This window comes from Microbacterium sp. NPDC059771 (assembly GCF_042732495.1).
Lineage (GTDB): Bacteria > Actinomycetota > Actinomycetes > Actinomycetales > Microbacteriaceae > Microbacterium > Microbacterium sufflavum.
Map to the genome: position 1 here is coordinate 667,399 of NZ_JBHWHK010000001.1, position 23,699 is coordinate 691,097.

A 23,699-nucleotide genomic window follows, 5' to 3' on the forward strand; every position below is an offset into this window, starting at 1 on the left:
CTATGGGTTGACGCCCGGCCGGACGGCGACCTAGTGTGTTGTATACAGAATACAGCGGGACGTCGGAATGCGCCAGAGCGCCGACACGGCGGCCCGTGACTCAGAGAGGAGCCTCCGTGTCCGGACCCCGCGCCGACCAGCCGCTCCGCCGCGTGCGCCTGGATGCGCTCGCGTTCGGCGGCGACTACAACCCCGACCAGTGGTCGGAGGAGACCTGGCACGAGGACATCCGCCTGATGCGCGAAGCGGGCGTGAACATGGTGAGCCTCCCGATCTTCAGCTGGCCGCAGCTCGAGCCCGAGCCCGGCGTCTACGACTGGGCGTGGCTCGACCGCATCATCGACCTGCTGTGGGACGCGGGCATCGCGATCGACCTCGCCACCGCGACCGCCACCCCGCCCTCGTGGCTGCTGCGTGCCCACCCGGAGATGGCGCCGTGGGACGCCGACGGACACCGCCTCGAGTTCGGGTCCCGCCAGACCTACTGCCCCTCGTCGCCCATCTGGCGCGAGAACGTCGCCCGCATGGCCCGTGCCATGGCCGAACGCTACGGCGAGCACCCCGGCCTGGCGATGTGGCACATCTCCAACGAGTACGGCGACCACACGTCGCGGTGCTGGTGCCCCGAGTCGGCCCGCCACTTCCGGCGCTGGCTGCAGGAGCGCTACGGAGACCTCGACGGCCTCAACGAGGCGTGGGGCGTGAACGTGTGGGGCCAGCGCTACACATCGTGGGAGCACATCGAGACCCCCAAGCGCGCGCCGGGACCGGTGAACCCCACCAAGCTGCTCGACTTCGAACGGTTCTCCTCCGACGCGCTGCTGGAGCTGTTCCAGATCGAGATCGACGTGCTGCGCGAGGTCACCCCCGACATCGCCGTGACCACGAACTTCATGAGCATGTTCCGCGACCTCGACTACTGGGACTTCGCCGCGGTGGAAGACGTCGTGACCGACGACGCCTACCCCGACCCCGCCGACCCCACCTCGCACGTGGGTGCGGCCCTCAACTACGGCCTCATGCGGGCGCTCAAGGACGGGCAGCCGTGGCTGCTGCTGGAGTCGTCGGCGAGCGCCACCAGCTGGCGCGACGTGAACGTGCCCAAGGCCCCCGGCAAGATCCGCGTGGAGAGCCTGCAGGCCGTGGCCCACGGCTCCGACGCCGTGATGTTCTTCCAGTGGCGGCAGGCCAAGTACGGCCAGGAGAAGTTCCACTCCTCGATGCTCGGCCACCGCGGCGAGAGGTCGCGCAGCTTCCGCGAGACCAAGGCCCTCGGCCTCGAACTGCAGAAGCTGGAGGCCGTGCGCGGCACCCGGGTGCGCTCCCGCGTCGGCCTCGTCGTCGACTGGGACTCCTGGTGGGGATCGAGCGCCGCGGAGTCGCTCCCCTCGCAGCGGCTGCAGTGGGCGCAGCAGGCCCGCGCCTGGCACCGGGCCCTGTACGCCCTCGGCCAGCCCGTCGACGCGGTGCGTGCCGCCGGTCCGTTCGATCGCTACGACGTGGTCGTGGTGCCGAACCTGTACATCGCGGAGCAGGAGCACGCCGACGCGCTCGCGGCCTTCGTGGAGCGCGGCGGCCACCTCGTCGTCGGGCCCTTCTCCGGGGTGGTCGACGCGACCGAGAAGGTGCACGACGGTGGCGCGCCCGGCCCGCTGCGGACGCTGCTCGGCATCGAGGTGGACGAGCAGTGGCCGCTCGCGGACGGTGAGACGGAGCAGATCGCCTACGCGGGCGAGACCCTGACCGTCCCGAGCTGGAGCGAGTGGATCGAGGCCGACGACGACGTGCAGGTCCGGGGCACGTACGCGAGCGGAGAGCTCGCGGGGCTCCCCGCCGTGACCCGTCGCCCGGTCGGACGCGGCTCCGCCTGGTACGTCAGCGCCATGATCGACCACGACGGCATGCTGCCGCTGTTCCGTGACGTGCTGCGCACCGCGGGTCTTCCGGCGCGCGACCACGTCGACCTCGACGTGGAGGTCGTCACCCGCGCGGACGACACCACCGACTACACCTTCTACCTCAACCACGGACGCGCGCCCGTCGCCGTCGAGCTGCCCGGCCCCGGGGTCGACCTGCTCACCGGCGCCCGGCACAGCGACCGGCTCGACCTCGACCGCTACGGCGTCGCCGTGCTCGCCTCGCCCCGCGCCGACACCATCCCGACCGCCACCCCCATCCCCGTGAAGGAGGACGCATGACCGCCCCGTTCGTGCATCCGTACATCCCCAACACCGCACCCGAGTCGCGCGCCGCGATGCTCGCGGCCGTCGGCGCCGAGACCGTCGACGAGTTCTACGCCGACGTGCCGGAGGCGCTGCGGCTCGGCCGCCCGCTCGACCTGCCGGCGCCGTTCGTCGCCGAGCAGGACCTGGCGCGGCACGTGCGGGGGCTCCTGGCGAAGAACCGCTCCACGCAGGAGCGCCTGAGCTTCCTCGGCGCGGGCACCTACAACCACTACGTGCCCGCGGTCGTGGACGAGGTGATCGGCCGCAGCGAGTTCCTGACCGCCTACGCCGGAGAGCCGTACGAGGACCACGGCCGCTTCCAGGCGCTGTTCCAGTACCAGTCGCTCATGGCGGAGCTGCTGGAGATGGACGTCGTGAACGTGCCGACCTACGACGGCTACCAGGCCACCGCGACCGGGCTCGCCATGGCCGGACGCCTCACGGGACGCCCGCGCGTGCTGGTCGCCAGCGACGTCCTGCCCGCGAAGACCTCGAAGGTGCACGACTACATCCGGGCGCACCTGACCCTCGACCACCTCCCCACCGTGAACGGCACCGCCGACGTGGCCGCCGTCCGCGCGGCCCTCGGCGACGACGTGGCCGCGGTCTGGGTCGAGACTCCCAGCGCCACGGGCGCGGTCGAGGCCGCGCTCCGCGAGATCGCCGACGCCGCGCACGCTGCGGGCGCCGTGCTCGTGGTGGGCACCGACCCCATCGGCTACGGCGTGCTCGCGCCGCCCGCGCTCGCCGGAGCCGACATCGTCACGGGCGACATCCAGTCGCTCGGCCTGCACCAGTGGTTCGGCGGAGCCCACGGCGGCTTCATCGCGGTGCACGACGACCCCCGGTTCGTGATGGAGATGCCGTCGCGCCTGTTCGGTCTCGCCACCACCGACGTGCCCGGCGAGTACGGGTTCGGCGACGTCGCCTACGACCGCACCTCGTTCGCGCACCGCGAGGAGGGGAAGGAGTGGGTCGGCACGGCCGCCGCGCTGTGGGGCATCGCCGCCGGGGTGTACCTGTCGCTGATGGGACCCGCCGGGATGGCCGAGCTGGGGGAGGTGCTGCTCGCCCGCACCCGCTACGCGCAGCAGTCCCTGTCCGCGCTGCCCGGGGTCACGCTCGACGACGACGCCGTGCACCTGCGTGAGTTCACCGTCACGCTGCCCGTGCCGGCCGCCGAGGTCGTGTCCGCCCTCCGCGCCCAGGGCATCGAGCCCGGCGTGGTCGTGGACGAGCACCGCCTTCTCGTCTGCGTGACCGAGCTCACGTCCCAGTCCGACATCGACCGTCTCGCGTCCGCGCTCGCCGCGGTCGTCGCCCCCGAGCTCGCAGAGGAGCAGAACCGATGAGCCTCCCCGTCGCCCCCAAGCCGGCACTCCGCCGCTTCCAGCAGGCCCGATGGGACGAGCCGATCGTCTTCGAGCTCTCCACCCCGGGCGAGCGCGGCGTGCTCGTCTCGGCCGTGGAGCCCGAGGTCCGCAGCGCCGTGGGCGACGTGGTCGCCGACCTGCCGCCCGCCCTGCGCCGCCCCGCCGCTCCCGCGCTGCCCGAGATGGGGCAGATGCGCGTGCTCAAGCACTACCTGCGCCTGTCGCAGGAGAACCTCGGCGCCGACTTCAACGTCGACATCGGTCAGGGCACCTGCACCATGAAGTACGCGCCCAAGATCAACGACCAGCTCGCCGGCACCCCGCAGCTGACCGCGATGCACCCGCACCAGGACCCGGCCGACGCGCAGGGCGTGCTGGAGATCGTGTGGCGGCTGGAGCGGATGCTCGCCGAGATCTCCGGCATGGACGAGGTCTCGCTGCACACGCAGGGCGGCTCCGCGGCGATCTGGTCGAACATCGCGATGATCCGCGCCTACCACGAGGCGAACGGCGAGGCGGAGCAGCGTCGGGAGGTCATCACCACGATCTTCAGCCACCCCTCGAACGCGGCAGCCGCGAAGGCCGCGGGCTACGAGGTCATCACGGTGTATCCCGACGCCGACGGCTACCCGTCGCTCGACGCGCTCAAGGCGGCGCTGTCCCCGCGCACGGCGGCCATCATGGTCACGAACCCCGAGGACACGGGCATCTACAACCCCGCGATCCGCGAGTGGGTCGACGCCGCGCACGCCGTGGGCGCCCTCGCCTCGTACGACCAGGCGAACGCGAACGGCATCCTCGGCATCACCCGGGCTCGCGACGCCGGGTTCGACGTGTGCCACTTCAACCTGCACAAGACGTTCGGCACCCCGCACGGCTGCGGCGGCCCCGGCTCGGGCGCCAACGCCGTGAGCGCGGCCCTCGCCCCGTTCCTCCCGGGCCCCCGCGTGGTGCGCGAGGACGACGGGACGTTCGCGGTCGCCGAGGCGGGCGAGCGGTCCATCGGCGCGGTCGGGCCCTTCTTCGGCGTGATCCCCGCGCTCGTGAAGGCCTACTCGTGGATCATGGCGCTCGGCGCGGACGGGCTGCTCGCCGCCGCCGAGACCGCGGTGCTCAACAACAACTACCTGATGGCGAAGGTGCTCGCGATCCCCGGGGCCTCGGCGCCGTACGCGACCGGCCGCCGCCGCATCGAGCAGGTGCGCTACTCGTGGGAGGAGCTCTACCAGGAGACCGGTGTGTCGTCGGAGGAGATCGGCGTGCGCATGACCGACTTCGGCATGCACTACTGGACGAGCCACCACCCCTACGTGGTGCCGCAGCCGTTCACGCTCGAGCCCACCGAGTCGTACTCCATGACCGAGCTCGACGAGTACGCCGCGACGCTGGCCGAGGTCGCGCGCGAGGCCAGGGAGAACCCCGAGGTCGTGCGCACCGCCCCGCACAACCAGACCGTGCACCACACGCACCACGACGACCTCGACGACCCGGAGCGCTGGGCCGTCACGTGGCGCGCGTACCGCCGCAAGTACTTCGCCGCGGAGACCGCCGCGTCGTGATCGGTCTCGTCGTCAACCCCGTCGCCGGCGTCGGCGGACCCGCGGGTCTCGCGGGCTCCGACGGCCCGGAGGTGCAGCGCCTCGCCGTCGAGCGCGGAGCGCGCTCGCGTGTGCAGGAGCGCGCGGCCTCGGCGTTGACGACCCTGGCCGCGCGGCACCCGGGGCTCGAGGTGGCCACGGCCGCAGGAGTCCTGGGTGCCGACGCGGTGCGCGCCGCCGGGCTCCGGCCCCGCGTGCTCTCCACCCCCGCGGAGGCCGTCCGGACCGAAGCCGCCGACACGTCCCGGGCGGTCGCGGCCCTCGCGGCGGACGGGGTCGAGCTGATCCTCGTCGTCGGGGGTGACGGCACACTGCGCGATGCGGTCGCGGGGCTCGACCTCGCTGCGTCCACGACTCCTCCGAAACCTGACGGTCGCGCGACCGTGGCTCCCGCTCCCGGCCGGACCTCGACCGAACTCCGCGGTCGCGCGGGCACCCCGGCCGTGCTCGGGGTGCCCGCGGGCGTGAAGATGTACTCGCCCGTGTTCGCGGTGAGCCCGCGCGCGGCCGGAGCCCTCGCGGCCGACTGGATCGACCACGGCGGGCTTCCGACGGCGGAGCGAGAGGTGCTCGACATCGACGAGGCCGCGATGCGCCGGGCCAGGGTCGAGCCGACGCTGTACGGACTCGTGCGGGTGCCCGTGCACGCCGGTCGCACGCAGGCGCGCAAGGCCCCGACCCCCGCGACCGAGGCCGCCGCCGTCGAGGCCGCAGCCCGCGGCGCGGTCGCCCGGATGCAGCCCGGCGTGCGCTACCTGCTCGGCCCCGGCGGCACCACGGCCGAGATCGCGCGGCAGCTCGGCCTCGACGGCACGCCCCTCGGGGTCGACGTCGTGCTCGACGGACGGCTCCTCGTCCGCGGCGCGAGCGAACGGCAGCTGCGGGACGAACTCGCGCTCGGCGCCGCGCAGGCCGTGGTGACCGTGATCGGCGGACAGGGGTTCCTGCTCGGCCGAGGCAACCAGCAGCTCTCCGCGGCCGTGCTCCGTGCGCTCGGCGACGACCCCCTGCTGGTCGTCGCGCCCGAGCAGAAGCTCGTCGACCTGCACGGCCGGCCCCTGCTCGTCGACACGGGCGATCCCGTGCTCGACGCCCGGCTCGCCGGGCACATCCGCGTCGTCACCGGCGTCGGCACGAGCAGTCTCTACCCTGTGACCGCACCCGAACTCTCCCCCGTCTGACCCCCGAAAGGACCCCTATGCGACTCCAGAACAAGAAGGCCATCGTCACCGGCGGCGCGGGCGGCATCGGCCGTGCCACCTGCCTCGCGCTCGCGGCGGAGGGTGCCGCCGTCGCCGTGGTCGACCTGAACGCCGAGGCGGCCGAGGCCGTGGCCGCCGAGATCCGCGATGCCGGTGGCACGGCGGTCGCGGTCGCCGCCGACGTGTCCCGCGAGCCCGACATCGAGCGGGTCGTCGCGACCGCCGTGCAGGAGTTCGGCGGGGTCGACGTGGTGTTCAACAACGCCGGCATCATCCGCCGCCAGACCGCGGTCGAGATCGAGGTCGACGAGTGGGACCTCGTGTTCGGCGTGAACGTGCGCGCCATCTTCCTCATGTGCAAGCACGTCGTGCCGATCATGGAGGCCGCGGGCGGTGGCTCGATCGTCAACACCGGCTCGGGCTGGGGTCTGAAGGGCGGCGGCCGCGCCCTGTCGTACTGCGCGTCCAAGGGCGCCGTGGTGAACATGACCCGTGCGCTCGCGATCGACCACGGGCCCGCCGGCATCCGCGTGAACTCGGTCAACCCGGGCGACGTGAACACGGGCATGCTGCGGGACGAGGCGCGCCAGCTCGCGCAGGACGCGGACTCCTTCCTGGCCGAGGCCGCCGACCGCCCGCTGCGCCGCATGGGCGAGCCAGAGGAGGTCGCGCAGGCCGTGGTGTGGCTCGCGAGCGACGACTCCTCCTACGTCACGGGCGCAGCCCTCGTGGTCGACGGCGGCGGCATCGCCTGAGCGCCGGGAGGGCGTCGGAGGCGCGGGGTCGGCACCCAGGCGACTCGCGTAAAATCGGCACAATGACCGATGCCCCCGACGCCACCCCCGACCTGGGCCCCGGCATCGACCCCGACGACCTCGCCACGACGCTGCGGGTGCTCCGCGAGCTGCACACGATCGACAACGAGCACCCCGACTTCATCGCCGTGCGCCAGGCGACCGCCGCGATGTTCAAAGACGTCAAGCGCGTGCGCCGCAAGCAGATCCGCGATGCGATCGCCGAGGCCGACAAGGCCGTGGTCGCCCGCACCGCCACGGGCGCTCCCGACCGCATCGACGACGAGACCCGCGGCAACGACCTGGCGTCGAGCGTGGTCGACGCCCCGATCGCGGGGGAGCTGCTCAAGCCGCGCAACTGCTACATCTGCAAGCAGCCGTACACGCTGGTCGACGCGTTCTACCACCAGCTGTGCCCGGACTGCGCGCGCTTCAGCCACGGCAAGCGCAACGCCCGCACCGACCTCACCGGCAAGCGCGCCCTGCTCACGGGCGGTCGCGCCAAGATCGGCATGCACATCGCGCTGCGGCTGCTGCGCGACGGGGCGCACACGACCATCACGACCCGGTTCCCGCGCGATGCCGTGCGCCGCTTCTCGGCCCTGCCCGACGCGAGCGACTGGCTGCACCGCCTGCGCGTGGTCGGCATCGACCTGCGCGACCCCGCCCAGGTGATCGGGCTCGCCGACTCGGTCGCCGCTCAGGGTCCGCTCGACATCCTCATCAACAACGCCGCGCAGACCGTGCGCCGCTCACCGGGCGCGTACTCGCTGCTCGCCGACGCGGAGCTGCAGCCCCTGCCCGACGGGCCGCTGCCGGAGATGGAGACCTTCGGCCACACCGCCGATCCGCATCCGCAGGCGCTGCAGGCATCGGTGGATGCGCACCCGCTGCTGTCGGTCGCGGCGCTCGGCGGCACGGTCGCGGAGCAGGGCGGGCAGGCGCTCACGGCCGAAGACCTCGCGCGGCTCGCGATGGCCCCCGGCTCGTCGTCGCTGGAGAAGCACGCGGACGGCACGGCGATCGACGCGGGCGGGCTCGTGCCCGACGTGAACCGCGTCAACAGCTGGGTGCAGTCGGTCGACCAGGTGGATCCGCTGGAGATGCTGGAGGTGCAGCTCGCCAACACGACGGCGCCGTTCCTGCTGATCAGCCGTCTGCGCGCCTCGATGGCCGCGTCGTCCGCGCACCGGAAGTACGTGGTGAACGTGTCGGCGATGGAGGGGCAGTTCTCCCGCCGCTACAAGGGACCGGGCCATCCGCACACGAACATGGCGAAGGCCGCGCTGAACATGCTCACCCGCACCAGCGCGGGGGAGATGCTCGAGAAGGACGGCATCCTCATGACCGCCGTCGACACCGGCTGGATCACCGACGAGCGTCCGCATTACACGAAGGTCCGGCTGGCCGAAGAGGGCTTCCACGCGCCGCTGGACCTGGTCGACGGCGCCGCCCGCGTGTACGACCCGATCGTGCGCGGCGAGGCGGGCGAGGACATCCACGGCGTCTTCCTGAAGGACTACGAGCCCAGCCCCTGGTGACCCTCCGGACGGCTCAGGCCCAGATGTCGGAGAGGGCGACGGGGGCGCTCGAGACCGGGCCGTACCCGGTGACGCTGGCGACCGCGCGGAGCTGCGTGTACGCGCCGATCACGGACCGCGGGAGCGTGCTGGCGTAGTAGCCCGACGAGTTCGTCGACTGTCCCGTGTAGATCGTTTCCCAGCCGGAGGCTCCGTCGCCCTGGAAGTCGAACGTCTGCGTCAGATCGGCGGTGCCGGGGCGGGAGAGGGTGACCGTGCCCCAGGCGTAGTTCGCGTCGAGGGCGAAGGCGCTGAGCGTCAGCTCCGGGGTGCCGACCGAGGCGGCTGCGGCGGGAGCAGCGGCAGAGAACGCGATGACCGGTGCGGCCCACGCCGCGTGGACGATCGTGCGGCGGGAGAGAGCACCGCGTTCGCGCGGCTTTTCGGGCATCATGGCGAAACACTATCGTGCAGACGCGGTGCAGCGAGATCGCCGCGGCCCGGGGGTCAGCGCGGGTACGGGAGGGGGAACCACACCGTCACGACGAGGCCGCCCTCCGCGCGCGGCGTCAGCACCAGGGTGCCGCCGTGCGTCTCGGTGATGCGCTGCACGATCGCCAGCCCGAGCCCCGCACCGGCGTGGTCGTCGCGCGTGCGCTCGGACCCGCGCTGGAACGGCTCCACCAGCGTCGCGATCCGGTGCTCCGACAGGCGCTCGCCCGTGTTCTCCACGACGAGCGCGACGGCCTGCGGCATCATGTGCGTGCGCACGGCCACCGCCCCGCCGCTGGGCAGGTTGTGCACGATCGCGTTGAGCACCAGGTTCGTGACGAGCTGGGGCAGCAGGGCGGACGACCCGAGCATCGGCGCGGCGGCCCCACCCACCTCGACCGCGACCCCGCGGCGGTCGGCCAGGGGCAGCAGCGCCTCCACCGCCTCCTCGGCCAGCAGCGACAGGTCGACCAGCTGCCGCGGGAACGTGCGCTGCTCCGCACGGCTGAGCAGCAGCAGCGCCTCCGTCAGCGCGATCGCGCGCGTGTTCACCTCGCGCAGGCGGGCGATCAGCTCCTCCGCGTCGCGGTCGGGGTCGTCGCGGGCGACCTCGAGCAGCGTCTGCGAGATCGCGAGGGGCGTGCGCAGTTCGTGCGAGGCGTTCGCCGCGAACCGCTGCTGCTCGGCCACGTGCGCCTCGAGCTGCTCGAGCATGCCGTCGAACACGTCGGCGAGGTCGCGGAACTCGTCGCGCGGCCCCTCCAGGCGCACCCGATGCGACAGCGACCCCTGGGCGGCGAGGCGGGCGGCGTCGCTGATGCGTTCGAGGGGCGCCAGCATGCGTCCGGCGAGCAGCCAGCCGCCGCCGAGCCCGATCGCGAGCAGGGCGACCATGACCGCGATCGCCACCGGCACGAACGCGCGGATGAGGTCGGAGCGGTTGGGCACGCGGATGTCGGCGATGATCTGCACGTCGGGGATGTACCGCAGCAGGTACAGCGCGACGGCCGCGAGCAGCAGCACCCCGGACACCACGACGATCCCGGCGTAGCTGAGGGTCAGCTTCAGCCGGGCGCTCATCCCCCGGCGCCTAGGCATCAGCGTCCGCCTCGATCCGGTACCCCACGCCGGGAACGGTGCGGATGATGCCCGGCTCACCCAGACGCTTGCGCAGCGACGACACCGTGATGCGCACGGCGTTCGTGAACGGGTCCGCGTTCTCGTCCCACGCGCGCTCCAGCAGCTCCTCGGCGCTGACCACGCCGCCCTGTGCGTCGACGAGCACCTCGAGCACCGCGAACTGCTTGCGGGTGAGGGCCACGTACCGGTCGTCGCGGTACACCTCGCGGCGGAACGGGTCGAGCCGGAGACCAGCGACCTCGAGCACGGGCGGCCGGGAGCGCTGGCGGCGGCGGTCGAGGGCCCGCAGGCGCAGCACCAGCTCCCGCAGCTCGAACGGCTTGGTGAGGTAGTCGTCCGCGCCGATCTCGAACCCGGTGGCCTTGTCGTCGAGCCGGTCGGCGGCGGTGAGCATGAGGATCGGGATGCCGCTGCCGGACGCGACGATCCACCGCGCGATGTCGTCGCCGGAGGGGCCGGGCACGTCGCGGTCGAGCACGGCGATGTCGTAGGAGTTGATGCTCAATAGTTCCAGAGCGGTGTCGCCGTCGCCCGCGATGTCGGCCGCGATGGCCTCCAGGCGCAGCCCGTCGCGGACGGCCTCGGCGAGGTAGGGCTCGTCCTCGACGATCAGCACACGCATGGCTGTGATCCTACGCACCGCGGTATATCGCGAACGTATGCAAAAGCGCATACGCCCTCGCAACCGCGCGCTTCCTTCACTGGAACCATGAACACCCGCACGAACCCCCGACCACCGCGGTCGCGTCGCCGTCGTCTCGGTGCGGCGCTGCTGGCGCTGGCCCTCGTCGTCCTCGGCGCGCTCGCGGTGCAGCAGTCTCTGGCCGCCGCCTCCGCCGACGCCGGACGGACCGTCCCGTCTCCGGCGCCGACCCCGTTCCCCGATCTGTCTTCCGGCGGCGCGGGGACCGACCACGGCGATGCGGACGGCACGATCGCCGACGGTGACCAGCCGACCGTGTTCGACGTGGAGCGGCCGAGTGTCGGCAACCTCGACCCCGATCTGCTCGCCGCCCTGCAGCGGGCCGCGAGCGATGCCGAGGTCGACGGCGTCGGGTTCCGCGTGAACAGCGGCTGGCGTTCGGCCGAGCTGCAGGAGCGGATGCTGCAGGACGCGATCGCCGAGTACGGCTCGGAGGCGGAGGCGCGCCGCTGGGTCGCGACGCCGCAGACCTCCGCGCACGTGTCCGGTGACGCGGTCGACCTGGGGCCACTGCCGGCGCTCGACTGGCTGGCGCAGCGCGGCTGGCGCTACGGCCTGTGCCAGACCTATGCGAACGAGTCCTGGCACTACGAGCTGCGCCCCGACGCTGCGGCGGACGGCTGCCCGCAGATGTATGCCGATCCCACCGAAGACCCGAGGATGCGCTCGTGACCCGGGTGACGGCCCGGGGCCTGCGCGACTCCGCCGTCGCCCCTGCTTCCGCGCCCGCGTCTGTCGCGCCCGCGTCCGTCGCATCCGCGTCTGTCGCGTCCGCGTCTGTCGCGCCCGCGTCTGTCGCGCCCGCGTCCGTCGCGCCCGCGTCTGTCGCGTCCGCGTCTGTCGCAGTCGCGCCGGCCGTTCCTGCGCTCGCCCATTCCGCCTCCGTCCGCCCCGCGCTCGCCGGTACCGGGCGCGACGTCGCGCCCGTCGCCGTCCCCTCCGGTGTCCGTTCCACGCCGCCGTCCCGCCTCTCGCGCCCGCGGTTGTGTACGCTCCCGGAGGCCGTGGCGCAGAACGTGTCGCGCGTGCGGCAGTCGACGTCCGCGCAGATCATGGCCGTGGTCAAGGCCGACGGCTACGGGCACGGGGCGGTCGCGGTCGCCGAGGCTGCCGTCGCCGCGGGTGCGACGTGGCTCGGGGTGACCGACGTCGCCGAGGGCCGTGCGCTGCGCGCGGCCGGGCTGGCCGTCCCGATCCTGTCGTGGCTGAACCCGGGCGGGATCGACGCGGTCGCGGCCGCGCTCGACCGGATCGACGTGGCGGTGGGCTCCGTCGACGAGCTGAGGGCGCTGATCGCGGACGCGGTCGCCCCGGTGCGGGTGCACCTGCACCTCGACACCGGGATGGCGCGAGGGGGCTGCCCGCTCGCCGACTGGCCTGAGCTGCTGCGGCTGGCCAGGGCGGCGCGCGGCCGCGTCGAGGTGGTCGGGGTGATGGGGCATCTGCCGCGCGCGGATGAGGCCGATCCGGCCGCCAACGCCGCGGCGGTGCTGCGGATGCGGCACGGCCGCGACGCGGTGCTCCGCGCCGGCTTCGGTCCGGTGCTCGTGCACCTCGCCGCGACCTCCGGCGCGCTGACCGATCCGGCGACGCACTTCGACCTGGTGCGCGTGGGGGCCGGGCTCGTCGGCATCGATCCATCGCTCACCACCGTGCTGACCGGCGCGGCGCGGTTCACCGCCGCGGTGGTGCACAGCGCGTTCGTGCCGGCGGGCACCGCGGTCGGGTACGGCGGCGCGCACGTGACGGATCGGGCGACCCACCTCGCGGTCGTGGGCGTCGGATACGCCGACGGCATCCCGCGCGAGCTCGCGCGGGGTGCCGGCGTGGAGCTCGACGGTGGCAGGCACCCCGTCGTCGGGCGGGTGTCGATGGACCAGATCGTGATCGACACGGGAGCGACCGCGGTGCCGCGCGGGGCCGTCGCGACCGTGTTCGGACCGGAGGGCGGCGCGGTGCCGTCGGTGCAGGACTGGGCGAGGTGGGCGGGCACCATCCCGCACACCATCGTCACCGGCATCGGCCCGCGCGTGGAGAGGGGGATCGCATGACGACCAGGGTGCTGGTGATCGGCGGGGGGCAGAACTCCGAGCACGACGTGTCGCTGGCGTCGGCGGCCGCGGTCGCCGCAGCGCTGCGACTCGGCGACCACGAGGTGGTGTGTGCGACCATCGGCCGCGACGGCGTGTGGCGGTCCGACGCGCTGCCCACGGCCGGGAGCGCGGCAGAGTCACTGCAGCAGGCGCTCGGGCTCCTGGCCACGGTCGACGTCGTGTTCCCTGCCGTGCACGGGGTGCTCGGGGAGGACGGTGCGCTCGCGGCCCTGTGCGCACTCGCCGGGGTGCGCGTGGTCGGCTCCGGGCTGCGGGCGGGCGCGATCGGCATGGACAAGTGGACCACGAAGCTCGTGGCCCAGGCGGTCGGCATCGGCACCGCGCGGGGGCGACTGGTGGGGGCGGCCGACCTCGGCGACGCGGAGTTCGACGAGCCCGTGGTGGTGAAACCCGTCTCGGCCGGGTCGAGCCACGGTGTGAGCCTGGTGTCGGCGGAGGGCGAGCTGCTGGGGGCACTGCGGGAGGCCGCGCGCTTCGACCGGCGGATCCTCGTCGAGGAAGTCGTGCGCGGCCGGGAGGTAGACGTGGCCGTGATCCGCGAGAGAGGCGGCGTGCGGTGGGCGGCCCCGCCCCTGGAGATCCACGCGCCCGGACTGTTCGACACCGCGACCAAGTACGACGGCTCCGCCCGCTTCACGGTTCCCGCGCAGCTGGATCCCGCGCAGACGAGCGCCCTGCAGCGGGCGGCGGTGGCCGTGTTCGACGCCCTCGGCTGCGACGGGGTGGCCCGCATGGACTTCTTCCTCACGGAGCGGGGGCCCGTGCTAAACGAGGTCAACACCATGCCGGGCATGACCGCGGCGTCACAGGTGCCGCGCATGTTCGCCGCCGCGGGCGTGCCCTACGTCGATCTCGTGACGCGACTGGTGCGGGCTGCGTCGTGAAGGGGGTCAGCGGATGACGGGTTCCGTCGCCGAGAGCAGTCCGAGCTCGGATCGGCGCGGGAGCCCTTCCCAGTCGCCGGGGCTGAGGCAGGCGAACGCTCCGGCGGCGTTCGCAGTCGCCAGGCGCTCGGCCGGCTCTCGCCCCGCCGCGAGTTCGGCGAGGTAGCCGCCGACGAACGCGTCACCTGCGCCGACGGTGTCGACCGGCTCGATGGCTATGCCCGGTGCCGTATGCCGCTCGCCGTCGATCACGGCCAGGCATCCCTCAGCGCCGAGCTTCACCACCGCCTGCTGGGGCCCGAGGTCTGCCAGCCGTCGCGCCAGCTGTTCCGGCTCCGCGTCTTGGTCGAGCACGAGTTGTGCCTCGTCGGCGCCCGCGAAGACGATGTCGATCTCGGGCAGCAGCCGTCGGTACACGGCGCGTGCCGTGGCGGCGTCCCAGAGGGCGGCGCGATGGTTCACGTCGAACGACACGGTCACCCCGTGGGCGCGGGCGTCGGCGATCGTGCCGACCACGGCGTCGAGGGCAGTCGTTGACAGCGCGGCCGTGATCCCTGTCACGTGCAGGATCCGTGCAGCGCGCAGCACCTCCTGTGGTACGTCCGTCCGACTGATGCGGGAGCCCGCGCTGCCCGTGCGGGCATAGGTCACCTGAGCCAGCACCGGAGTGCGGGCGATCCGCACCATGTGAGCGGTGGGGGCTGCGGCGTCGACGACGGCGTGCACGCGGACGCCCTCTGCCCGCAGTTCCCGGAGGATGAGCTCGCCGAAGGCATCGTCACCGACGCGCCCGCACCATGCCGCCGTGCCGCCCAGTCGTGTCACGGCGATGGCGACGTTGCTCTCGGCGCCGCCCACGCTCAGCGTGAAGTCGGTGTTGTGGGCCAGCGGCCCGACGCCCGTCGAGCGGAACAGTGCCAGGGTCTCGCCCAGCGTGACGACGTCGACCGTGGGCACCGTGGCGCCCGGCTCCGGGCCGCTCACCGGGCGAGCCATCCGCCGTCGACGGGCAGCACGACACCGTGCACATAAGCCGCCGCATCGGAGGCGAGGAACACCACCGCGCCCGCGAGGTCGTCCGGGTTGCCCCAGCGCCCGGCCGGGATCCGTTCCAGGATCTGGGTCCGGCGGACGCCGTCGTCGAGCAGCGCCTCGTTCATTTCGGTCGCGATGTAGCCCGGCGCGACCGCGTTGACATTGACGCCGCGGGCCGCCCACTCGTTGCACAGCGCCTTGGTGAGCTGCGCCACGGCGCCCTTCGACGCGGCGTACGCGGCCACGCGCAGCCCGCCCTGGAAGCTCAGCAGCGAGGCCATGTTCACCACCCGCCCGGAACCCCGCTCCAGCATGACCGCGCCGAAGCGCTGTGCGAGCCGGAAGGCGGCGCGGGTGTTCACGGCGAGCACCGCCTCGAACTCGTCCAGCGGGAAGGCCTCGGCGGCGTGCCGCGCCTGGATGCCCGCGTTGTTGACGAGCACGTCGACCGTTCCCCGGGCCAGCACCTCGTCGCAGGCGCGATCGATCGAGTCGACGGAGGCAAGGTCCACCGCGACCGCCGACAGGGAGACGCCGCACTCCCGCGCGACGTCCTCGAGGTGCGCGGCATGACCGCCGCGCTGCATCGTGATGACATCGGCACCGGCACGCAGCAGTCCTTCCGCCACCGCGGCACCGATCCCGCGCGACGCTCCGGTGACGACCGCCGTACGTCCGTCGAGCCGGAACGGCGCGGCGCTCATCGCTGGGCCTCCGCCGCCGCCACGGTGTCTGGAGCGACGAGCACCTTGAGGGCGGAGCCCGCTGAGGTGGCTTCCGCGAAGGCCTGTGTGGTCTCGGCCAGGTCGTACACCGAGACCGGCAGACGCTCCAGACCGAGGGCATCGCTCTCCACGAGGCCCACGGCATCGCGGAAGTCCGCGGTCGTGTACACCCGCACCCCGACGAGCGTCTGCTCGGTGAAGGTCACCGCCTGCAGGTCGAGCTCGACCGGTTTCTTGTAGACGCCGACCAGCACGATCGTGCCCCGCACCGCGGCCGCACGCGGCAACTGCCGGGCGACCGAGGGGTGGGCGGCGGAGTCGAACACGATGCGCGCGCCGCCGGGGATGGCCGCCCGGATAGCCTCCGCTGCATCGTCCGTCGCGGGCAGCGTCTCGAAACCGAGCGTCTCGGCCAGGGCGCGTCGGTCATCGCCCGGCTCGACGACCAGGATTCGTCGGGCGCCATAGTGCTGCGCGACGAGCGCGGTGAGGATGCCGATCGGACCGGCTCCGAACACCGCGACCGTCTCTCCTCCGGTCAGCCGCGACCGCCGGACCGCGTGCACCGCGACGGCGAGCGGCTCGATGAGCGCCGCGGTCCGCACCGGCACCGCGTCGTCGACCGGGAAAAGCCGGTCGTGCGGGAAGGCGGCGAACTCCGCGAGCCCGCCGGGCTCGTCGATCCCGTACAGGCCGAGCCGTTCACAGACGTGCGCGAGGCCGTCGCGGCAGGGGGTGCACGTGCCGCAGCTGAGGAGCGGAAGCACCGCCACCCGACGCCCGTGCAGCTCGGGGTCGTCACCGCTCACGACCCGACCGGTGACCTCGTGTCCCGGGATCAGGGGGGCCGCGGCGCGCGGATGAGTGCCGTGCAGGATCGAGAAGTCGGTGCCGCACAGGCCGGTCAGCTCGACGTGCACCAGCGACTCGCCCGCGCGGAGAGCGGGGCGCGGGGCGTCGGCGATGCGGACGAGATCCGGGCCCTCCCAGATCGCGGCTCTCATGGAGTTTCCGTTCACTTGCTCACCTCCGGGTTCAGCAGGTCGCGCGGTGCGCGTCCGGCGCAGTACTCCACCACGTTCTCGATCGTCCGCCTCTTCAGTTCGGCCTCGGACTCCTCGCTGTACCAGGCGGTGTGCGGCGTGACCACGACGGACGGCAGTTGCAGCAGCGCGCTGGTGGGCGGGAGCGGCTCTTCCTCGAAGACGTCCAGCGCGGCCGACTTGATGCGGCCGTCGCCGAGGGCTCGCACGAGCGCTGCCGTGTCGACCACCCCGCCGCGGCAGGTGTTCACCAGCATCGCTCCCGGCTTCATTCGCTGCAGCGCGTCGTCGTCGATGAGGTGACGAGTGCGTTCGTCGAGCGGCACGTGCAGCGACACGACATCGGCTGTCGCGAGCAGCTCGTCGAGCCCGACGAGCGTCACCCCTCCGCCCGATGCCTCGGTGCGGGGGTCGTGGCCGACGACGGCGAAGCCGAGAGCGGCGGCCTTGCGCGCGGTGGCGGCACCGATGCGGCCGACTCCCACCACGCCGAAGGTCAGGGCCGAGATGCGGTGCAGGGGCTTCACACCGCTGAGGGCGTAGGTGCCGGCGCGGGTCCGGCGGTCCAGCTCGGTCACCCCCCGCACGAGGGACAGGGCGAGCGCGATCGCGTGATCCGACACGTCCTCGGTCCCGTAGTCGGGCACATTGCACACCGCGACACCGCGCGCTGTCGCGGCTGCCACGTCGACCGTGTCGACACCGACCCCGTACCGACCGATCGCTCGCAGCTGCGGGAGCGCGTCGAGGACGCGCGCCGTGATGGGGGCGTACTGCACGAGGATCGCGTCTGCACCGGCTGCTGCGGCGATCACCTCGTCTTCCGTGCGGCACTGGAACAGCTCCAGCGCGATCCCGTGCGCGGCGGCGACGGCGGTCTCCTCCGCGATCGCATCGTGGTCGCAATCCGTGATGACGATCCGCATGCGTCGTCCTCTCCTTCGTGGCGATGACACCGTCCGCTCCCGTACGGCGAACCGGATGGTTGGCAACAGTAGCCGATCTGTGTATGGTTAGGAAATCGGTTTTCTAGCGGGGTCCGCAGGACTCCTCGATTCGGAGCACTCATCAATGGCGAAGATCACGAACGTTCGTACCGACCTGTACCGGGTGCCGCTGGCGACCGCTCTGTCGGACAGCACGCACGGCGACATGCTCGACTTCGAGCTCATCGTCGTGCGGATCACCGATGCCGATGGCGCTACCGGAATGGGGTACACCTACACGGTCAACGCGGGAGGCGACGCGGTCGCGCGGATGATCGACCCCTACCTCGGCGACATCCTCCGCGGTGAGGACGCCGATCTGATCGAGGCGCTGTGGCAGAAGATGTGGTGGCATCTGCACTACGCGGGACGCGGCGGGCACGTCACCTCGGCCATCTCCGCGGTCGACATCGCGCTGTGGGATCTGAAAGCCCGTCGGATGGGTCAGCCCCTCTGGCGCGTCTTCGGCGGCTTCGACCCGCGCGTGCCCGTCTACGCGGGGGGCATCGATCTGCAGTTCAGCACCGAGCAGCTGCTCGCCCAGGCCGACGGGTTCCGCGCCCAGGGCTTCCGCGCGATCAAGATGAAGGTCGGTCGTCCTGACCTGCGCGAGGACGTCGCACGTGTCGCCGCGATGCGCGAGCACCTCGGCGACGGCTTCCCGCTCATGGTCGACGCGAACATGCGCTGGTCGGCGGATCAGGCCATCGCGGCCGCCCGTGAGCTGCGCGCCTTCGACCTGGTGTGGCTGGAGGAGCCGGTGATCCCCGACGACCTGCGCGGCCAGGCTCGGGTGCTGGCCACCGGAGGGCTGCCCATCGCCGCCGGGGAGAACTTGCACACCCTGTACGAGTTCCGCGCCGCGATCGACGCCGAGGCCGTCACGTACCCCGAACCCGACGTGAGCAACTGCGGAGGCATGACCGTGTTCCGTAAGATCGCGGCGCTCGCCGAGGCGCACAACCTGCCGGTGACCAGCCACGGGGTGCACGACCTCACCGTGCACTGCCTCGCCGCGGCACCGAATCGCACCTACATGGAGGCGCACGGCTTCAGCCTCGAGCCGTACCTCGCAGAGACCATGCCGATCGTCGACGGCGTCGTGACCGCGCCGGATCGGCCGGGTCACGGCCTCGACCTCGACTTCGACCGGCTCGCATCGCTGCGAGCCTGACCCTCGGCCGCCGCCACCGCAGACGGCTGTCCATCAGAAATCAAAGGAGATGTCATGAGATCCACGCGCATCATCACGGCGGCCGCCCTGGCTGCCGGAATGCTCATCGCGGTCAGCGGCTGCGCGAAGCCGCTCGACGACGGCGGCGGTGCGGCGGCGAACGGCAAGGGTACCGAGCAGGTCGTCGAGAGCAGCTCGGAAGCCACCTGCGTCAACCCGAAGCCATCCGACAAGAAGCTGTCGGAGCTGAAGATCGGCTTCTCGCAGTCGGAGAACGAGCAGAACCCGTTCCGAGCGACCGAGACCGCGTCGGTGCGGCAGTCCGTCGAAGACGCCGGGTCGGAATTCGTCTACACGAACGCCAACAGCGACCAGGCCAAGCAGCTCAGCGACATCCAGTCGATGATCAACCAGGGCGTGGACGCACTGATCGTGGCGCCCATCAGCGCCACGGGCCTGCAGAGCGCGTTCGAGGCAGCCAAGGCCAAGGGCATTCCGGTCATCACGATCGACCGCGAAACCGCGGGCCAGCCCTGCACCGACTTCATTTCATTCATGGGCTCCGACTTCGAGAAGCAGGGGCAGCGCGCGGGTGAGGCGATGATCGACGCCCTGGGCGGCAAGGGCGTGGTCGCCGAGATCCAGGGCGCACCGGGGAGCGACGTGGCGACGTTGCGCACCAAGGGGTTCGCCGCAGCGACCAAGGACGCCTCCGGAATCGACGTGGTCGCCCAGCAGACCGGCAACTGGGCGACCAGTGAGGCGCAGGAGGTCCTGGCGCAGCTGTTGTCGTCCAACCCCGACATCAACGCGGTCTATACGCACAGCGACACCATGGCGCTGGGCGCTCTGACGGCCATCTCGCAGGCCGGACTGACGCCGGGCGCCGACGTCACCGTGGTGTCGATCGACGGCACGAAGGACGCGGTGAAGCACGTCGCCTCGGGCGACATCGCCGCGATCGTAGAGACGAACCCCCGGTTCGGACCCGCCGCGCTGGACCTGCTGAAGGACTGGTTCGCCGGAGACCCGGTGTCGCAGAAGATCATCATGAAGGACGAGCTCTACACGAAGAAGAATGCCCAAGACGCGCTCGACTCCGGACGAGCGTACTGAGCCCCGCCATGACACTGCGCGAGAGGACGGGCGCATGAGGTCGCCCGAGACGAACGTGATCCTCGAAGCCCGCGACATCACGAAGAGCTTCAACGGGGTCCGCGCCCTCAAAGGGGCGTCGCTGACGCTCCGGGCCGGCGAGGTGCACGGGCTGAACGGCGAGAACGGCGCCGGAAAGTCCACGCTCATCAAGATCATCACCGGGTTCTACCAGCAGGACGGCGGCGAGGTTCTGCTCGACGGTCGTCCCGTACGGTTCCAACGGCCCAAGGACTCCCAGGCTGCGGGCATCAGCACCGTCTATCAGGAGGTGAACCTCATCCCGGAGCGCACGGTGGCGGAGAACATCCTCCTCGGGCGCGAGCCGCGGCGGGCGGGGTTCCTGCGCAAGCGGGCTGCCGTCGCCGAGGCTCAGGCGATCCTCGACCGGTTCGGTCTGGGGATCTCGGCCAGGGCGACGCTGTCGTCGCTGTCGTTGGGGATGCAGCAGATGGTCGCGATCGTACGCGCGGTGGCCTTCGAGGCGAGGGCGGTGATCCTCGACGAACCCACGTCGGCGCTCAACGGCACCGAGATCGACATCCTGTTCGGCGTCGTCCGGCAGCTGCGGGACGAGGGGCTGGCGATCATGCTCGTCAGCCACCGCATGTCCGAGTTGTATGAGCTGTGCGACCGCTTCACGGTGCTCCGCGACGGGCGCTTCGTCCTCGAGAGCACCCCGGCGCAGCTGCCTCCGGCCGAGCTCGTGGCCGCCATGCTCGGGGGCATCGCCCTCAACGACACCCAGCGCGACCCGGCGCAGCACCGGGAGCGCATGGCCGCGCTCGACGACGGGGACACCGTGCTCGACGTCGAGGGGCTCACGTGGGGCAATCGCCTCCACGACGTGTCGTTCGCCGTGCGCCGTGGCGAGATCGTCGGACTGCTCGGTCTGCTGGGGTCCGGGCGGACGGAGATCTGCAAAGCCGTGTACGGGGCGATCCGCCCGGACCGGGGCACGATCCGACTCGAGGGGACAGCGCTCACGCGGTCCTCTCCTGCCCGTTCCTTGCGAGCCGGGATCGCCTACCTCTCAGAGGATCGGCGCCACGAGGGCATCTTCCCCGGACTGAGTGTGCGCGAGAACCTGACCGCGGCGATCCTCGGACGATTGTCGACTTTCGGTGTGGTGCGACCACGGGAGCAGAGCGCCCTGGTGTCCCGATTCGCCGACGAGCTGCGACTCAAGGCCGCGGGTGTGGAGCAGCCGATCTCCGAGCTGTCCGGCGGCAACCAGCAGAAGGTGCTGCTGGCACGGTGGATCGCCACCGAGCCCAAGGTCGTGCTGCTCGACGACCCCACCCGCGGGATCGACGTCGGCGCGAAGGCCGAGGTGCACCGAGTGGTGCGTTCCCTGGCCGAACGGGGTATCGGTGTGCTGGTCACCTCCAGTGAGACGGAGGAGCTGCTCGCCCTGTGCGACCGGCTCGTCGTGCTGAGCGAGGGAGCGGTGGTGGGCGAGCTCGATCCGCTCGCCGTCGATCCGGCCGATGTCGTCGGTCTGCTCTCGGCCGCCTCTGCCGGCTCTCTGACGACGACGGGAGGGAACCCGTGAGCGTTACGACCACGACCACGTCGGTGGTGATCCCCGAGCGCACACCCCGGGAGAAGCTCGCGCACTTCGCGCGCACCTCGACCGTCTACATCGCGCTGGTGGTGCTCGTCGTCTACAACCTGGTGGCCACCTCCGGCTTCGCGACCGTCGCCACCCTGCAGAACGTGCTGTTCGCCGTCGCTCCGATCGTGCTGATCGCGGTCGGCCAGACACTCGCTATCGGAACCGGGGGGATCGACCTGTCGGTCGGGTCGGTGATGTCGCTGTCGTCCGCGATGATCGCGCTGTACCTCGGGTACGGCGAGGTGGTGGCGCTGCTGACGGGAGTTCTGGTCGCAGCAGCTCTGGGTGTGCTCAACGGCACCATGATCGCCTACCTGCGCATCAACCCGCTCATCACCAGCCTCGGGCTGCTGGTCGCCGTCCGCGGCCTCGCTCAAGCCCTCTCGGGTGGGGCGCGCAGCCCGCTGCCCGGCGACGGCCTGTTCGAGTGGCTGGGCAATGCCGTGCTGTTCGGCATCCCTGCCGTCGCACTGATCGCGGTCGTCGTGGCGGCGGCGATGTGGCTGCTGGTCAAGAAGACGACGTTCGGACGGTACGCGCTCTTCGCGGGCTCGAACCGCGCGGCCGCCCACCTCACGGGTACGCCGCGCAACCGCACGCTCATCGCGATCTACGCCCTCAGCGCCGGTCTCGCCGGTCTCGCCGGCGCTTTCGTGTCGGCGCGCATCGGGGCGTCCGATCCCAGCTTCATCGGCATCCATCTGGAGCTGACCGCGATCGCCGCCGTGGTGATCGGCGGCACGCCGCTGGTCGGCGGTCGCATCAACATCGGGGGCACGGTCGCTGCAGCGGTGTTCCTCCAGGTGCTCGACACCACGTTCATCATGAACAACCTCGATTTCGCGTACGCGCAGGTACTGAAGGCGGTCCTCATCGTGGTCGCCCTCTTCCTGCAGCGTGCTGGGAAGGACGCACGATGACGGCCCTGGCGCAGGATCCCTCGCGACGGACGAGCGCGTCGTCGCACGGCCCGGGGCGATGGGCATCCGGCATGCAGCGCTACGGGATCGTGGGCGTGCTGGTCGCGGTGGGCATCGTGGCGACGTTCGTGTCACCGTCGTTCGGCACGATCGACAACGCCGCAAACATCGTCACCGCTGCCTGCTTCATCGGGCTGATCACCATCGGGCAGAGCTTCGTGCTCATCACCGGCGGGATCGACCTCTCGGTGGGTTCGATGATCGGCCTCGGCACGGTGCTCGCCGCGCTGGCGGCACCGGCCGGGTGGGTGGCGGCTCTGCTCGCGCCCATCGTCGCCGGAACCGTGCTGGGCCTCGTCAACGGCATCCTCGTCGGCAAGGCCCGCATGGCGCCCTTCATCATCACCCTCTCGGCATTGTTGGCGGTGAACGGCATCGCGGTGGCCCTCGCGAATTCGAGCATCGTGATCGATTCCGGCGTCTTCACGTCGATCGCCAACGGCAGCACCCTGGGCCTGCCCAACCTCGTCTGGATCCTGCTGCTGGCGTTCGTGGTCGCTGCCGTGGTTCTCAACCGCACCCCGTTCGGGTCGCGGATGTTCGCCCTGGGTGGCAACGAGGAAGCCGCGCGGATGATGGGCGTCAACGTGACGCGCGTGAAGGTGCAGGTGTACACGATCAGCGGTGCACTGGCCGGGCTCGCTGGCGCGCTGCTGGCCTCGCGGCTCTCGTCCGGCGTCGCCAGCTTGGGGTCGACGTACGAGCTGAAGTCCATCGCCGCGGCGGTGATCGGCGGAGTGCTGCTCACCGGCGGGGTCGGAACCATGCTGGGCGCGCTCTCGGGCGTGCTCCTCATCGCGATGATCGACAACCTCATCAACCAGCTCGGTTCGCTCAACGCCTATGTCCAGGACCTGTTCACCGGCGTGTTCCTCGTCCTGGCGATGATCGTGCAGACGCTCCTCAGCCGGCGACGAGAACACTGACCACCACCACTC

21 protein-coding genes are annotated in these 23,699 nt (G+C 71.7%); 14 read left to right on the plus strand and 7 right to left on the minus strand.

Going from position 1 to position 23,699, the window contains the following annotated elements:
- Positions 1-116: 116 nt before the first annotated feature.
- From ACFV3I_RS03245 to ACFV3I_RS03270, 6 genes are all read left to right on the plus strand, one after another.
- A complete protein-coding gene (locus ACFV3I_RS03245) occupies positions 117-2,198 on the plus strand; it encodes a beta-galactosidase (RefSeq protein ID WP_378822357.1) in 2,082 nt (693 codons plus the stop codon).
- On the plus strand, positions 2,195-3,577 hold the full coding sequence (gcvPA, locus tag ACFV3I_RS03250; protein ID WP_136032989.1) for an aminomethyl-transferring glycine dehydrogenase subunit GcvPA: 1,383 nt from the start codon (positions 2,195-2,197) through the stop codon (positions 3,575-3,577). The genes ACFV3I_RS03245 and gcvPA overlap by 4 nt, the downstream gene beginning before the upstream one ends.
- A complete protein-coding gene (gene gcvPB, locus ACFV3I_RS03255; protein ID WP_378822358.1) occupies positions 3,574-5,157 on the plus strand; it encodes an aminomethyl-transferring glycine dehydrogenase subunit GcvPB in 1,584 nt (527 codons plus the stop codon). Before gcvPA ends, gcvPB begins: the two co-directional genes overlap by 4 nt.
- Positions 5,154-6,377 (plus strand): ATP-NAD kinase family protein, encoded by a 1,224-nt coding sequence (locus ACFV3I_RS03260; protein WP_378822359.1) that lies wholly within the window; start codon positions 5,154-5,156, stop codon positions 6,375-6,377. Before gcvPB ends, ACFV3I_RS03260 begins: the two co-directional genes overlap by 4 nt.
- Before the next feature lie 17 nt (positions 6,378-6,394).
- Positions 6,395-7,153, plus strand: a complete 759-nt coding sequence (locus ACFV3I_RS03265) for an SDR family NAD(P)-dependent oxidoreductase (RefSeq protein WP_136033934.1) — start codon at positions 6,395-6,397, stop codon at positions 7,151-7,153.
- A gap of 62 nt (positions 7,154-7,215) precedes the next feature.
- Entirely contained in the window at positions 7,216-8,733 is a 1,518-nt protein-coding gene (locus tag ACFV3I_RS03270; protein ID WP_136033936.1) for an SDR family NAD(P)-dependent oxidoreductase, read from the plus strand.
- Positions 8,734-8,746: 13 nt separating this feature from the next.
- Here ACFV3I_RS03270 and ACFV3I_RS03275 read toward each other — a convergent pair whose 3' ends face one another.
- From ACFV3I_RS03275 to ACFV3I_RS03285, 3 genes are read right to left on the minus strand one after another with little or no spacing between them, the layout of a single operon-like run.
- Positions 8,747-9,166, minus strand: coding sequence for a hypothetical protein (locus ACFV3I_RS03275; RefSeq protein ID WP_378803235.1), 420 nt, complete (start codon positions 9,164-9,166; stop codon positions 8,747-8,749).
- A gap of 53 nt (positions 9,167-9,219) precedes the next feature.
- Positions 9,220-10,284, minus strand: a complete 1,065-nt coding sequence (locus ACFV3I_RS03280; protein WP_136033940.1) for a HAMP domain-containing sensor histidine kinase — start codon at positions 10,282-10,284, stop codon at positions 9,220-9,222.
- 10 nt (positions 10,285-10,294) lie between these two features.
- Positions 10,295-10,966: a response regulator transcription factor gene (locus ACFV3I_RS03285; protein ID WP_136033943.1), complete on the minus strand. Its 672-nt coding sequence runs from the start codon at positions 10,964-10,966 to the stop codon at positions 10,295-10,297.
- Positions 10,967-11,053: 87 nt separating this feature from the next.
- Between ACFV3I_RS03285 and ACFV3I_RS03290 the strand changes: the two genes are divergently transcribed.
- The 3 genes from ACFV3I_RS03290 (at position 11,054) to ACFV3I_RS03300 (ending at position 14,045) form a co-directional block, all read left to right on the plus strand.
- The gene (locus tag ACFV3I_RS03290; protein WP_136045217.1) at positions 11,054-11,719 is read left to right on the plus strand and encodes a M15 family metallopeptidase; all 666 of its coding nucleotides are present in this window, start codon (positions 11,054-11,056) and stop codon (positions 11,717-11,719) included.
- Between the two features lie 332 nt (positions 11,720-12,051).
- Positions 12,052-13,098 carry an alanine racemase gene (alr, locus tag ACFV3I_RS03295; RefSeq protein WP_378822360.1) on the plus strand — a complete coding sequence of 349 codons (1,047 nt, stop codon included), beginning with the start codon at positions 12,052-12,054 and terminating at the stop codon, positions 13,096-13,098.
- A complete protein-coding gene (locus tag ACFV3I_RS03300) occupies positions 13,095-14,045 on the plus strand; it encodes a D-alanine--D-alanine ligase (protein WP_136036692.1) in 951 nt (316 codons plus the stop codon). Before alr ends, ACFV3I_RS03300 begins: the two co-directional genes overlap by 4 nt.
- A 6-nt stretch (positions 14,046-14,051) precedes the next feature.
- On the opposite strand, the gene ACFV3I_RS03305 is transcribed toward ACFV3I_RS03300, so the two are convergent.
- The 4 genes from ACFV3I_RS03305 to ACFV3I_RS03320 are packed head-to-tail and all read right to left on the minus strand — an operon-like array spanning position 14,052 to position 17,774.
- Positions 14,052-15,029 (minus strand): sugar kinase, encoded by a 978-nt coding sequence (locus ACFV3I_RS03305; protein WP_378822362.1) that lies wholly within the window; start codon positions 15,027-15,029, stop codon positions 14,052-14,054.
- Positions 15,026-15,784, minus strand: a complete 759-nt coding sequence (locus ACFV3I_RS03310; protein ID WP_378822363.1) for an SDR family oxidoreductase — start codon at positions 15,782-15,784, stop codon at positions 15,026-15,028. Before ACFV3I_RS03310 ends, ACFV3I_RS03305 begins: the two co-directional genes overlap by 4 nt.
- Positions 15,781-16,809, minus strand: coding sequence for a zinc-binding dehydrogenase (locus ACFV3I_RS03315; RefSeq protein ID WP_378822364.1), 1,029 nt, complete (start codon positions 16,807-16,809; stop codon positions 15,781-15,783). Before ACFV3I_RS03315 ends, ACFV3I_RS03310 begins: the two co-directional genes overlap by 4 nt.
- 11 nt (positions 16,810-16,820) lie before the next feature.
- On the minus strand, positions 16,821-17,774 hold the full coding sequence (locus ACFV3I_RS03320) for a C-terminal binding protein (RefSeq protein ID WP_378822365.1): 954 nt from the start codon (positions 17,772-17,774) through the stop codon (positions 16,821-16,823).
- A gap of 145 nt (positions 17,775-17,919) precedes the next feature.
- On the opposite strand from ACFV3I_RS03320, the gene ACFV3I_RS03325 reads away from it, so the two are divergent.
- From ACFV3I_RS03325 to ACFV3I_RS03345, 5 genes are read left to right on the plus strand one after another with little or no spacing between them, the layout of a single operon-like run.
- Positions 17,920-19,008 (plus strand): mandelate racemase/muconate lactonizing enzyme family protein, encoded by a 1,089-nt coding sequence (locus ACFV3I_RS03325; RefSeq protein WP_136032658.1) that lies wholly within the window; start codon positions 17,920-17,922, stop codon positions 19,006-19,008.
- 54 nt (positions 19,009-19,062) lie between these two features.
- Complete coding sequence (locus ACFV3I_RS03330; RefSeq protein ID WP_205814384.1) at positions 19,063-20,124, plus strand: ABC transporter substrate-binding protein; 1,062 nt, start codon at positions 19,063-19,065, stop codon at positions 20,122-20,124.
- A gap of 34 nt (positions 20,125-20,158) precedes the next feature.
- On the plus strand, positions 20,159-21,718 hold the full coding sequence (locus tag ACFV3I_RS03335) for a sugar ABC transporter ATP-binding protein (protein WP_378822366.1): 1,560 nt from the start codon (positions 20,159-20,161) through the stop codon (positions 21,716-21,718).
- Complete coding sequence (locus tag ACFV3I_RS03340; protein WP_378803243.1) at positions 21,715-22,701, plus strand: ABC transporter permease; 987 nt, start codon at positions 21,715-21,717, stop codon at positions 22,699-22,701. Before ACFV3I_RS03335 ends, ACFV3I_RS03340 begins: the two co-directional genes overlap by 4 nt.
- A complete protein-coding gene (locus ACFV3I_RS03345; RefSeq protein WP_136032665.1) occupies positions 22,698-23,687 on the plus strand; it encodes an ABC transporter permease in 990 nt (329 codons plus the stop codon). Before ACFV3I_RS03340 ends, ACFV3I_RS03345 begins: the two co-directional genes overlap by 4 nt.
- Positions 23,688-23,699 lie beyond the last annotated feature (12 nt).